The sequence below is a fragment of the Billgrantia antri genome, assembly GCF_017868935.1.
GTDB classification, from domain to species: Bacteria; Pseudomonadota; Gammaproteobacteria; order Pseudomonadales; family Halomonadaceae; genus Halomonas; species Halomonas antri.
On the sequence record NZ_CP053383.1, the window covers coordinates 3,511,290 to 3,524,427 of the forward strand.

Here is a 13,138-nt window from a genome sequence, read left to right on the forward strand (position 1 = left end):
TCAGCTCAGGCGGTCTGAAAGGCCCTCCAGGTCGGTCACGGTCAGGTCCGGCTCGATGCCCCAGGGGTCGAAGGGAGAATCGAGGCTGCGCCGCACCCAGGCGGCATGCAAGCCGGCATGGCGAGCGCCGATCACGTCGAAGGGATTGCTCGAGATCAGCCAGGTATCGCCCGGCGCCACCTCGAGGCGGTTGCGCAGATGGGCATAGACAGCGGGGTCGGGCTTGAAGCGCTTGACCTCATCGACGCTGATCACAGCCTCGAAGCGCTCGAGAATGCCGGCCTGCTCCAGCAGACCACTGACAGCATCGGCGGTGCCGTTGGAGAAAGCCACGCAGCGCATGCCGGTGGCGGCCAGCCGCTCCAGGGCGCCGACCGTCTCGGGAAACGCCGGCAGGCGGCCATAGGCCGCCATCAGATGATCCTTGTCGACGTCCGAGAGCTGCGTCTGCAGGGCGCGGTCGGTGAAATCCAGCGCCTCGCGGGTGCATTGGCCGAAGGGCACGTAAGCGCCCATCAGGCCGCGGCGGAAGCTGTATTCGAGCTGCTTGTCGCGCCAGCGGCGCGAGAACTCGGCGGCCATCTCCCCCTTGCCCGCCCTGCCGAGCCGCGCTTCCAGCTCGGTGACCACGCCGTGGGTATCGATCAGGGTGCCGTAGACATCGAAGGCCAGAACCGTTGCCATCTGCCGTGCTCCTCGTTTCGCTTCGCCAACCCTCAGCATGGGGGCTGGCACGTCCGGGCTCAAGCCGAGCGGCGAGCGCCTCCTCATTGCGGTGTCAGTTGCGCCAGGGTGAAGTTGGCGATGGCGGTGTCCTGCACTCCGGTGCCGGTCAGGTCGCAGAGCGTGATGGTCGCCTCCGACACCCGCAGGTTCTCGCCCCGCTCGATTACCTGGCCCAGCTCGTAGACCTTGAACGGCGGCTCGCGCCCTGCATTGGCGAAGACCTTGAGCTCGCCGTTGTGCTCGCTCTGGGCGCGGGTGTCGCAGACGAAGACGTCGGCACGGGTCAGCACCGACTCGTCCAGTTCACGCTTGTCGGGACTGTCCGACCCCATGGCGGTGACGTGCACCCCCTCGGGCAGATCACTGGCGTGCAGCAGCGGCTCCCGCGAAGGGGTGGCGGTAATGATGATGTCGGCCTGGGCACAGGCGGCATGCACACTGTCGTGCAGGCTGACGGTCAGTCCGCGGCTGCGCATTCGGTCGGCGTAAGCTTCGGCACCTTCGGGCCGGCGCGCCCAGACATCCAGGGTGTCGACATCGCGCACCAGGCGTAGCGCCTCCACCTGTCGCTGGGCCTGTTCGCCGGCGCCGATCACCGCCACCCGCCGACTGTCCTCGCGGGAGAGATGCTTGGCGGCTATCGCCCCCGCCACGGCGGTGCGCACCATGGTCAGGTAGCCTTCGTCGAACAGCACCGCCTCGACCCGCCCGGTCTCGGCGGAGAACAACATCATCAACCCGCTCAGACTCGGCAGGCCGCGCTTGGGGTTGTCGAAAGCGCCGCTGCTGACCTTGATCGCATAACGTTCCCAGCCCTTGATATGGGCCGTCTTGACGTCGACCTCGCTGTTGAACTCCTCCATGGCCATCGACAGGATCGGCGGTTGCACCACCTCGCCGCGCCCCAGGGCGGCGAACCCCGCCTCGACCTGGCGCAGGGCGTCTTCGTCGATACCCACCACCGCTTCGATTTCATCACGCTGATAAAGCTTCATCTCTCCTCCTTAGCCAAGAGCGAACCCTGGAAGGATCCCTTCAACGGCCAGCCATCGCCCGTGCCCGATCCAGGGTCTCCAGTGCCACGCCGTTGCCGGAGAGGATCAGCGCCACCCGCTGGCCGCGCACCTCGATGCCATGCTCGGCGAGGGCCGCCAGCCCCACCGCGGCGGCACCCTCCACCAGCAGCTTCTCGTGCTCGAGGATGTCGACCATGGCATGGGCGATGGCGTCTTCCGATACCTGATAGTGATCGTCCATCACCTCGCGAACCAGGCTGAACGTGCAGCGATTGTCGAGGCCGATGCCGCCCCCCAGCGAGTCGGCCAGGCTCGCGACCTCCTCCACCGCCACGGGCCGGCCGGCTTGAAGGCTCTCCCACATCGCCGCCCCGCGCGAAAGGCTCACCCCGGTGAGGCGCGTCTCGGGGCGGATCGCCTTCACCGCCGCACCGATGCCGCCGAGCAGACCGCCACCGGAGAGTCCGACGACGACCCGGTCGAGATCCGGCGCATCCTCCATCAGTTCCACGCCGATGGTGCCCTGTCCGGCCGCTATCAAGGCATCGTCGAAGGGAGGAATCAGGGTCATGCCGCGCTCGCGGACCAGCCGCTCGACCTCGCCGAAGGCCTCGTCCTGGCTCTCGCCCACGCGCCTGGCCTCGGCACCCAGCGCCTCGATGGCCGCCACCTTGTTGGCCGGCACCAGCCGCGACAGGCAGATCGTCGCCGGCACGCCGAGTCGGGCGGCGGCATACGCCACCGCTCGGCCATGGTTGCCGGTAGAAGCAGTGACGACACCGCTGGCCAGGGCGCCGCGACCGTGACGCTCGATCAGCGCAGCGATCATGTTGGCGGCACCGCGCAGCTTGAAGGCACCGGTCGGCTGTTGAGTTTCCAGCTTGAGCAGCACCTCGGCGTCGAAGCGCTGCGAGAGTGCAGAGGAGCGAATCAGCGGGGTGCGAACCGCCTGACCGGCAATGCGCCGCCGCGCCTGGTACACGGAGGCAAGAGAAACGCCGTGCTCGGAATGCGACATGGCTAGTCCGGCTCCAGAACGGATGGCATGGGATAGCGCTTTCAGCCTAGAGGAGATCGGCGGGCCGGGCCAAGACGAAATAAGGCCGCGGTTCGACCGCGGCCTTGGATTCCCTTCGGGATCGCTCAGCTGTACGACATGGAGGCCTTGACCACGCCCTCACGAACCAGCTCGTCGGTGACCTTGTTCACCGCGCGCTCGGCACGGGCGACGATCTCGTCGACCTCGGTGCGGGTCGCCACCAGCGGCGGCGCGAAGCCGAGTATGTCACCCTGGGGCATGGCACGGGCGATCAAGTTCTCGTCCAGCGACGCTGCGGCGATGCGCGCGCCGACCTTGTGTGCGGCGTCGAAGTGCTTGCGCTTGGCCGGGTCGACGGAGAACTCCAGCGCCGCCAGCATGCCTACGCCGCGCACGTTGCCGACGATGGGGTGGTCGCCGAAGGCAGCCTGCATCCGCTGCTGCAGATAGGCACCGGTTTCGGCGGCGTTTTGGGTCAGGCCCTCGCGCTCGATGATCGCCAGGTTGGCCAGCGCCGCGGCGCAGCCCAGGGCATGGCCGGAGTAGGTCCAGCCGTGGCCGATGGGACCGTACTCGGCGGTACCCTGCTCCAGCACGCTCCAAACGCGGTCGCCGACGATCACGCCGGAGAGCGGCTGGTAGGCGCTGGTCAGGCCCTTGGCGACGGTGATCAGGTCAGGCTTGATGCCGTAGTGGTGGCTGCCGAAGTCGGCACCGATGCGACCGAAGCCGCACACCACTTCGTCGGCGATCAGCAGCACGTCGTACTTGGCCAGCACCGCCTGGATCGCTTCCCAGTAGCCCTCCGGCGGCGGCACGATGCCGCCGGTGCCGAGCACCGGCTCACCGATGAAGGCGGCCACGGTGTCGGGGCCTTCGGCCAGGATCATCTCCTCCAGTTTCTGCGCGCAATGCTTCGAAAACTCGCGCTCGCTCATGCCCTCCTGCTCGGCGGCGCGGTGGTAGTAGTACGGCGCCTCGGTGTGCAGGATGCCGGCCAGCGGCAGATCGAACTGGTCGTGGAACGCCTTGAGGCCGGTCAGCGAACCGGTGGCCAGACCGGAGCCGTGGTAGCCGCGGCTCCGTGAGATCACCTTCTTCTTCTGCGGGCGACCCAGCACGTTATTGTAGTAGCGCACGATCTTGAGCTGGGTCTCGTTGGCATCGCTGCCGCCCAGGCCGTAGTAGACCTTGGACATGCCGGGGCCGGCGAGCTCGATGATCTTCTCGGACAGCGCGATCTGCGGTTCGTTGGAGTGGCCCACGTAGGTGTGGTAGTAGGAGAGCTCCAGCGCCTGCTGGTAGATCGCCTCGGCTACCTCGGTGCGGCCGTAGCCGATGTTGACGCAGTACAGCCCGGCGAAGCCGTCGATGAACTCGCGGCCGTCCTTGTCGACGATATGGATGCCCTTGCCGCCGGTGATCACCCGGCCCGGCGCGTCGCCGTGGGCGAAGTCACGCAGGTGGGTGGAGGCGTGGAAGGTGACCTTGCGGTCGCGCTCGATCAGTTCGCGGTGCTGCTGGCTCATTGTGCTCTCTCTTCTCCAATGCCCCGCCACAGCGGGAGATGTTCGATTCGTTATGATGTCGCTGGCCCAGCGTCAGGGCAGGCCAGCGAGCGATATCTACCCAAGGGCGCTGATGCAAGTGCAGCGGCGCGCGGCGATCGACATGGATGTCGATCGAGGACCGGCAAGAGGGACCTTGATCCGGTCCGACGCGCAAGCCGCAAACGCAGCGTCAGGGTTTCACCCTTGGGCATCGCGAGATGGGATGCGCTGGCATTTCCTCTCGCTTCAGCTCCCCGATACGGACCCCAGGGCGCCCAGGCAGTAGTACTTGGTCTCGAGATACTCATCGATCCCGGTGATGCCGCCCTCGCGGCCCAGCCCCGACTGCTTGACGCCGCCGAAGGGCACCGGCGGGCCGGTCATCTTCACCGAGTTGACGCTGACCATGCCGTACTCCAGCGCCCGCAGTAGCTTCCAGATGCGGCGGATGTCGTGGGTGTAGACATAGGCCGCCAGACCGTACTCGGTGTCGTTGGCCATGGCGATGACCTCGTCATCATCGCGGTAGGCGGTCACGCCGGCCACCGGGGCGAAGTTCTCCTCGCGCCACACTTTCATCTCAGGCGTCACGCCGGTAAGCAGCGTGGGCATGAAGAAGTTGTCACCCGGTGCCTGGGTCTGGTCGCCGGCCACCAGCGTGGCCCCACGGGAGATGGCGTCGTCGACGATGGCCGCCGCCTTGTCCACCGCCTGGCGATGGATCAGGGGCCCCAAGTCGACCTCGCCCTGCATGCCGTTGCCCACGGTCAATGCCGCCATGCGCTCGGCGAAGTGCGCGACGAACTCGTCGTGGATCGACTCGTGCACCAGGATGCGGTTGGCTGCCAGGCAGTCCTGACCCGCGGTCTGGAACTTGGCCGCCACCGCGGCGAAGGCCGCCTCCTTGGGGTCCATGTCGGGGCCGACGATGAACGGGGCGTTGCCGCCGAGCTCCAGCGACACGCGCTTCACCGTCTGCGCGCTCTGCTCGAGCAGCAGCCGGCCGACCCGGGTGGAACCGGTGAAGGATAGCGCCTTGATGCGCTCCTCGGCACACAGAATTTTCGAAACCTCGGCGGGTTCGCCCAGCACCACGGAGAACACCCCGGCGGGAATGCCGGCGCGCTCGGCCAGTTCGGCCAGCGCCAGCGCCGAAAACGGCGTCTCGCCGGCCGGCTTGACGATCACCGGGCAGCCGGCGGCCAGGGCGGCGGCGGCCTTGCGGGTGATCATTGCCAGCGGGAAGTTCCACGGGGTGATCAGCGCGGCGATGCCCACCGGCTCCTTGAGCGTGCCCAGCGCGGCGTTGGGAATGTGGCTGGGAATGGTCTCACCAAAAGTGCGCTTGCCCTCCTCGGCGAACCAGCGCACGAAGCTGGCACCGTACTCCACCTCGCCACGGGCGTCGGGCAGCGGCTTGCCCTGCTCCAGGGTCATGATGGTGGCGAGGTCTTCACGGTTGGCCTGCAGCAAGTCGTGCCAGGCCAGCAGGCGCTCGGCTCGCTCGTCGGCACGCAATGCTCGCCAGTGAGCGAAGGCCGCATCGGCGGCGTCTACCGCCTCGCGGATCTGGTGCGCCTCGAGCCAGGGAATGTAGCCGATGACCTCGCCAGTGGCGGGATCGAAGACCGTCTCCTCACGGCCGCCGTCGCCGTGGGTCCACTTGCCGTTGACATAGGCGTGCTGACGAAACAGACGCGGATCGTCGAGCATGGTGGACAGTGTGTTGGTCAGCTTCATGTTCATGCGGCACCTCCCCTGATCTCGGCTCCCTCATCGACGGCGCCGAGCGTGGCAAAAACGAGTGAGCAGCCCGTGGCTGCTCGATGGGTACAGGGTAAGGGCAAAACCAGGGCGGGACTTTTCGTTAGCCCACGGGACGAATGCGCTTTTTTTTGTCCTCCATGGGTAAGTTGCGTTTTTTTCTGTGCATGGCGCTCACGTCTCCGGCGGTGCTGCCAGAGCCTCCTCGGTGAACACGATCAGGCCCAGTTCGGGCCGGTAACCGTGGATCTCCTTGACGTCGAGCGCCTGCAGGAAATGCAGGATCTCCTCGCTTATCACTTGCCCCGGCACCAACACCGGGAAGCCCGGCGGATAGGGAATCACGAAGCTCGCCGAAACCACGTCGCGGCCGGCGCGCATCTCGGCCTGGAGTTCGCCGTTGTCGAAGCGCAGGTACTCGGTGTTCTCCTCGTCGTAGCTGAGGAAGTAGGCGCGGCGAATGTCGCCCTCGGGCGTCTCGCTGCACTGGCGGAAGGCGTCGTGGAAGCGACTGAAGTCGGGCAGCGGTGGCAATTCACGAGTCAGCGAATGCACCCGGTGCTCGATGATCTTGCGCTCGGGGCGGCTGCTCTCCTCCCAACGGTACTCGAACTCCTTGGCCAGCTTGATCAGCACGTCGAGCAGATAGGCGATGGAACCACGGGTGGTACCGATATTGGTCATGAACAGCACGGTGTTGCGCGAGGTCTTGTTGATCTGGATGCCGTACTTGTTCATCAGGTACTCGTTCTTGAACGCGTCGCCGTCGACCCCGGTATTGCCGATGGCAATGGTCACCCGGGTGGGGTCGACCACGAACTCGTCCCGTGCCCAGGCCTCCTCCATCTGGTTCCAGCCGGTTACCGGGTCGTAGTAGGACTCGACCCCCGACTCGCGGTACTCCGCGGGCACCATGTCGCTGTTCTTGAGCACGCGGAAGTACTTCTGCAGCAGCGGATGGGTGTAGAGCTGTTCGCGCAGCGACAGCGCCGCCTCCACCTGGGCGTGGACCAGCTCGAACCCTTCCATCTCGGCCTGCATGCGCCCCACGTCCAGCGAGGCGAGGATCTGGTAGTTGGGCGAGGTCGAGGTGTGGGTCATGTAGGCCTCGTGGAACGGGGCCTCGACGCGCTGACGGAACTCCTGGTCGTAGACGTGGATCATCGAGCCCTGACGCAGCGAGGTCAGGGTCTTGTGGGTGGAGTGGGTGGCATAGGTGCGAATACGCACCGTATCCGGGTCGGGCAGCAGCCGCTGTTCGAGCCAGGTGGCATCGTCATCGGGGTCGAGCGCGTCGAATGCCTCCTTCCACGCCGCATACTCCTCGCGGTAGGCCTCGCTACGGTAGCGGTCGCGCAGGGTGCGGGCGGCATGCATGGCGGTGCGCGGTCGGTAGGTGGGATTGAAGGTGGCAAAGGCGAACCACGCCTCGTCCCACAGGAACACCAGGTCGGGCTTGATCGCCAGGCACTCCTCCATCACCCGGCGCACGTTGTAGACCACGCCGTCGAAGGTGCAGTTGGTCAGCAGCAGCATCTTGACCCGGTCGAGTTCGCCCGCTCGCTTGTAGGCGAGCAAAGTCTTCTTGATTTCGCGCAGCGGCACCGCGCCATACATGGAGTAGTCGTTGAGCGGATAGGAATCCAGGTAGTTGACGTGGGCGCCGGCCAGTACCATGCCGTAGTGGTGCGACTTGTGGCAGTCGCGGTCGATCAGCACGATGTCGCGCGGCTTGATCAGCGCCTGCACCACGATCTTGTTGGCAGTGGACGTGCCGTTGGTGACGAAGTAGCTCTGGCGCGCGCCGAAGGCCCGGGCGGCGTACTCCTGGGCCTTCTTGATCGGTCCATAGGGCTGCAGCAGCGAGTCGAGCCCACCGGAGGTCGCCGAGGTCTCGGCGAGGAAGATGTTGATGCCGTAGAAGTCGATCATGTGGCCCGCCCAGTGCGAGCGGGTTACCGACTTGCCCCGCGAGATGGGCATCGCATGGAATACCCCAGTGGGCTTCTTGCTGTATTCGCGCAGGGCATCGAAGAACGGCGTGCGGTAGCGGCTGTCGATGGCCCGCAGGATGGTGTGATGCTGCTCGATGTAGTCGGTCTCGCGATAGAAGATGCGGTTGAAGTGGCGAATGTCGCGACTCGCCGTGGCCTCCACGTCGCCGCTGGTGACCAGGAACTGGTCGATCTCGGGGCGCAGCTCATGGATCATCGAACTGAGCAGAATGCTGCGCTCCGCCTCCGACTGGTGCTCCAGCTCCTGCTCCGAGAGTCCCTCCAGGTAATTGCGCAGGGCGCTGAGGTTGTACTTGGACTTGTAGGGAAACTCGTAGCGGATCAAGCAGGCCTGGATGTTGGGATTGACCAGCACCGCGATCAGCGCGTCCTCAAAGCTGCGAACCGTGACCACGTCGTAGACGAAGCGGTCCTCCGGCCGGCGCAGGCTGTGGAACGCCTCGCGCACCACCTCCTCTTCCTGGGCCGAGAGGTTGTCGACTATCAGCAGCTCGAAGTAGGGCTGCGCCGAACTGTTGGAGGCCGGGTGGCCGTGGCGCAGCTGCGCCAGGGCGTCGAGGGTCTCGAGATCCTCGGCGTCGGCATCGGTCTCGCTGAGATCGACGTGACGCCGCCGGTAGGACTCACTGATCAGCGCCCGCACCAAGCGCTTGACCACCTTCTCCAGCAGCACGTACTCCTCGCGGTCGAACAGCGACCAGAGATGGCGAAAGTCCTCCTTGGAGGGAAAGGCATGGTAGTCCTCGATGATCTCGAGTCGCGTCAGCTTGACGTCGATCGCCTTGATCAGGTTGCGCACACGGCTCTCGTCGCTGAGCCGCACCAGCTGCCCCAGGTCACGCTTCAGCGCGTTCCAGGTATCGGCGCGAAGCTGGGAGATCTTGTGATAGAAGCCCAGCGCGGTATAGGGCGTTTCGGTATGGCTGCTCTCGTGCATGGCGACACCCCTTCCATCGTTGTTCATTGTCGTTCTTCCAGCGTCGGCTCGCGGCCGCCCACACCGGCTATCTGGGGCCGTAACGAACCCTCAGCTGCCTTTCGGGGAAGTGCTCGAAGGACAGGTCGAGAGTCTCGCCCGGCCAGCGATAGCTTACCCGTCCCGTCACCGGCCAGTAGGCCGCGGTATAGATGGTGCCCAGCCCTCGCGCATAGTCGCGGCGGAACAGCGGGGGCGCGGCAAAAGCCTCGAGCAGGCGCGCCTCGGTGGTGGCCTCGTCATCCACCAGGATCGATAGCTGGCGCTCGCGGATCAGGGTCTCCGAAGCCAATGCATGGGCGTACCACTCGATCCTCTTCTGATGGTTGGTGGCCACCGGCACCCGGCGGATGCTGGCCCGACGATCGGGGGCGATCATCGCCGTGACGTAGCGCCCTGCGGCGTCGGTCAGGGTGATGTTGTAGGCCATGTGGGTGGGCACCCGGGCCAGCACCTCGGCGGCCTGGGGCACGTCATCGCAGAACTCCAGCAGGTAGCGCAGGATGATGGGGGCGCCGAAGCCTTCGCCTACCGCCTTGCGCCCGCCGAAGGCCAGCGATACGGCGAGGCCATGCTCGCTCATGCCGTCCAGCACACCCCACAGGCAATCAGTCATGGCGATCACGCCGCGCCCGTTCCAGCGGGTATGCAGGACGGTGCCCTCGCACAGTTCCGGCGGGTAGTCGTAGTTGCGTGCCAGCAGAGGCGCGCCGGGACGTGCCAGTACCGCCTGGGAGCAGCCGGTGATGTAGGGCGGCGGCTGGTAGAGGCTGAGAAAGCGCGCCGCCAGGTCGCCCCCGCCGGCCATCTCGCAAAGGGCCCGGTAAGTCTCGAGCAGCTCCGGCATGTGCCGGCGCAGGGCGTTGTAGCAGCTCAGGTAAGCCGGCCGTTCACGCTCGCCCTCGGCCAGGTACCAGGCCTCGTAGGCCGGCCAGTGGTAGTCGAACAATGACTGCCACTTGGGCCCCGGCAACGCCTCCTGCAGGGTACGGAATACCAGCGTTTTCTCCATTTCCACCTGCCGCGCCTCGTAATGCCCTGCTACCCCGATGTTCACAGGATCTTGAAATTGCCGCCGCCGATGGCGTGGGTCACGGCGACCTCCTCTACCGCCGGGTCCTGCAGCGGCTGGCCGGCGTATTCGCCGCGAATGCCCTCGATCCAGGCCTTGGCACGCTCGGTAAGCTGGAAATCGTCATCCATCAGGCGGCCGCGAGTGATCAAAATGCCCAGGTCGGCGCCTTCGTAGCGAAAATCGCCCGGCCCGCTGATGCGCAGGAAGAAGGCTTCACGCTCATTCTCTGCGGCATGGGGGTGGTAACTGTAGTGGTCGTAGCCGATCTTGCCATCCTCGGCCATACGCCAGACACCGGTGCGCGGCGCCTGGGTCAGCAGGTCGACGCTTTCGTCGGTGTGCTTGATCACCAGTTGGCTCCAGCTGTCGACGCTCTCGGGATGCGACCAGCGCTCGTTGATCTCCTCGATGTCCAGCTCGAAGTCGACCTCCGAGAATTCCAGTAGGTGAAAGAGGAACAGCGGGATATCGGAGTGGGCGAAGGCCGCCACGTTGGTCAGCGAACTGGCGCCGGTGACGCGAGGGTTGAGCTCGCCCAGGTAAACCTCGCCGTTGTCCATGTCGATGAGGAAGTCGAGCTCGAAGTAGCCGCGATAGCCCTCCTCGCGCAGCGCCTCGCCGAACTTGAAGGTGTACTCGCGCGCCTTGTCGCGGACCTCCTGGCTGAAGGCGCCGGCGAACATTTCGTTGCCGCACCAGCCGCCCTTGTAGGGTGTCAGCGACTTGAAGCCGACCAGTTCGGTCATCAGCGGACCGACCACGGTGCCGCAGCGGGTGGCACAGGCCTCGATCGCCGAGCCGCGGCAGTTGATGCGCTTCATGATCTTGACCTCGGGTTCGGCCTCGATCTCCTCGGCATGCTTGTAGTAGTCGTCCTCGCTGGCGATGAAGAAGGTGGTGTGCCCGGAGTCGCCGTAGGCAGTCTGCACCACCAGGTCGTCGCCCAGTTCCTTGCTGACCTCGAGCAGCTCCCGGTAGCTGCCGACCTTGGCCAGCACGTTGGGCACGCTGGGCACCCCGGCCTTGTTGCCGATACGCACCGTCTCGATCTTGTTGTCCATGCGGCTGCGCAGCGCCGCCGGCGGGAAGGCGACGCGCAGGCCAAGCTGCCGGCAGATCTCCTCGGTGTGCTCATCGAACATCAGGAAGGCGGCCACCCCGGCGTTTTCGCCATCGGCGCGCGACTGGATGAAGTCGATGACCTCCTTGTGCTCGAGCAGGTAGTTGTTGATGTCCTCGATACTCTCGAAGTCGCGCGGGAACTTCTCCTTGGGCACGAAGACGTTGCGCTGCTGACCGTCGAAGCAGTCGATGTAGTTGATGTGGCGAAAGCTACCCACCCAGTCACCGATGCCGAGCAGGTTGAAGTTGGTGGCGGAAATAAAGTAGACCGGCTCCTTGTTGTTGCGGAAATGGCGACGCACATCGGCAATGCTGGTGATCTTGTTCATTGTTGTCGCTCCATCGATGGCGGAAGGGGTGGCAGCGGCGCGCCTCGGGCGAGCCGCTGACGGGAGGGAGCCCCGAGGCCGGAAGAATCGTTGCATCAAGCGAATCAGGAACTCCCGCATGGCGGCCTCCTAGTGGTCAATACTCCTCGATATCGGTGGGCTGCGGTTTGGCCAGCGGCCCCAGACCGGCCAGGAACGGCGTGGGCCCCTGCTCGAAGCGGTAGACGGAGAAGTCCACTTGGCGGTCGCGAAAGCTCTTGAGCGGCTGCCCCAGGCCACGCAGGCCGGTTTCGCGCTCGCGCCGCACACGGCTGAAATCCACCTCGATGGGCATGATCTCCTCGCCGGAGCCAGCCTGGTGGATGACATCCCCCGAAGGCCCCACCACGATCGAGCGGCCATTGCCGATGGCACCCGCGCCGTTGATGTCGAAGAAGTAGCACTGATTGACCGCGGCGTTGGTCCGGGCGATGGAGAGTTCGATGTCGCGGTCGATGGTATCGGTCATGGTCGGGTGGAGGATGACCTCGGCACCCATCGCTGCGAGCGTCCGGGTAGTCTCGGGAAACCACATGTCGTAGCAGATCGACACGCCGAAGCGGCCGACGTTGGGTACGTCGAACAGCACGAACTCGCTGCCGCTCTCCACGCCCGCCTCGTAGGGGCGAAAGGGAAACATCTTGCGATAGCGCGCCACTACCTGGCCGCTTGGGTCGATCACCGACAGGGTGTTGTAGATACCGTGCTCGGTGCGCTCGAACATCGAACCGGGAATCAGCCAGATACGGTACTGCTCGGCAAGCTGGCAGAAGAATTGCTCGACATGGCTCGGCAGCGGGTGGGCATGGTGCGGCGAGGCACCCAACGCCATCAGCTCGCTGAACAGGACCATCTGCACCTGGGGGAAGCGGCTCATCAGCACGTCGACCCGGTGGCGCATGGCCTCGGTATTGTCACCGTGATGCAGGGCCTGCATCTGCACCCCGGCGATGGTGAAGTAGGACATGGGCATCTCTCTGCGTCAGGCGATCTCGTCTCAGGGCGCTAATCAACTCGTCCGGCACCACGATGACGTGCCGGAAGATCGCCCGGCCAGGTGAACTCCTGTTCACCCTCGCCTTTAGCTTATGCCATGGATGCCGCCGGCGTATCAACGTTGAGTTCGCGTTGGCTGCCTTGCAGCGCCCGCCTTAGGGGCCTTCCACCGCAGCCAGCGGCATATGCCTCCCTTCACAAGGGTTGCACCACTGGCGCCAAGCTTCTGCCTATGTCGATGGGGGTTTCTGTCGCCTCACGACTGCGAGCGAATCGCCTGCGTCGGCTCGCTCCGTCACGTACGACATGGCTGCCATTCGTGTACGTCAAACAGGAATGTTTCTGTAAGACATTAGCCATAAACGTGTAAGCCAAACCGACCTGCACAGCTCAGGGGGCACAATCCCCCCACCCCGTTGCGGAGCAGCAAGGCGAAATGTCGCTATCTGCCGGCATTCTCAGGCGCGCAAAGGTGCCTGACATCGGCGCTC

General features: G+C 65.3%; 9 protein-coding genes. All 9 read right to left on the bottom strand.

Annotated features, from left to right (window positions below):
- Positions 1-684: a haloacid dehalogenase type II gene (locus tag HNO53_RS16270; RefSeq protein ID WP_209473642.1), complete on the bottom strand. Its 684-nt coding sequence runs from the start codon at positions 682-684 to the stop codon at positions 1-3.
- Positions 685-767: 83 nt separating this feature from the next.
- Positions 768-1,721: a cyclodeaminase gene (locus HNO53_RS16275; RefSeq protein WP_209473643.1), complete on the bottom strand. Its 954-nt coding sequence runs from the start codon at positions 1,719-1,721 to the stop codon at positions 768-770.
- 40 nt (positions 1,722-1,761) lie between these two features.
- Positions 1,762-2,760 carry a hydroxyectoine utilization dehydratase EutB gene (eutB, locus tag HNO53_RS16280; protein WP_209473644.1) on the bottom strand — a complete coding sequence of 333 codons (999 nt, stop codon included), beginning with the start codon at positions 2,758-2,760 and terminating at the stop codon, positions 1,762-1,764.
- Between the two features lie 125 nt (positions 2,761-2,885).
- Positions 2,886-4,310 carry an aminotransferase gene (locus HNO53_RS16285; protein ID WP_209473645.1) on the bottom strand — a complete coding sequence of 475 codons (1,425 nt, stop codon included), beginning with the start codon at positions 4,308-4,310 and terminating at the stop codon, positions 2,886-2,888.
- A gap of 267 nt (positions 4,311-4,577) precedes the next feature.
- A complete protein-coding gene (locus HNO53_RS16290; protein ID WP_209473646.1) occupies positions 4,578-6,077 on the bottom strand; it encodes an NAD-dependent succinate-semialdehyde dehydrogenase in 1,500 nt (499 codons plus the stop codon).
- Between the two features lie 192 nt (positions 6,078-6,269).
- Positions 6,270-9,074: an aminotransferase class I/II-fold pyridoxal phosphate-dependent enzyme gene (locus HNO53_RS16295; protein WP_242597449.1), complete on the bottom strand. Its 2,805-nt coding sequence runs from the start codon at positions 9,072-9,074 to the stop codon at positions 6,270-6,272.
- A gap of 40 nt (positions 9,075-9,114) precedes the next feature.
- Positions 9,115-10,098, bottom strand: coding sequence for a C45 family autoproteolytic acyltransferase/hydrolase (locus HNO53_RS16300; protein WP_209478684.1), 984 nt, complete (start codon positions 10,096-10,098; stop codon positions 9,115-9,117).
- 41 nt (positions 10,099-10,139) lie between these two features.
- Complete coding sequence (locus tag HNO53_RS16305) at positions 10,140-11,612, bottom strand: biotin carboxylase (RefSeq protein WP_209473647.1); 1,473 nt, start codon at positions 11,610-11,612, stop codon at positions 10,140-10,142.
- A 136-nt stretch (positions 11,613-11,748) separates the two neighbouring features.
- The gene (locus tag HNO53_RS16310; RefSeq protein WP_209473648.1) at positions 11,749-12,618 is read right to left on the bottom strand and encodes a carbon-nitrogen hydrolase family protein; all 870 of its coding nucleotides are present in this window, start codon (positions 12,616-12,618) and stop codon (positions 11,749-11,751) included.
- Positions 12,619-13,138 lie beyond the last annotated feature (520 nt).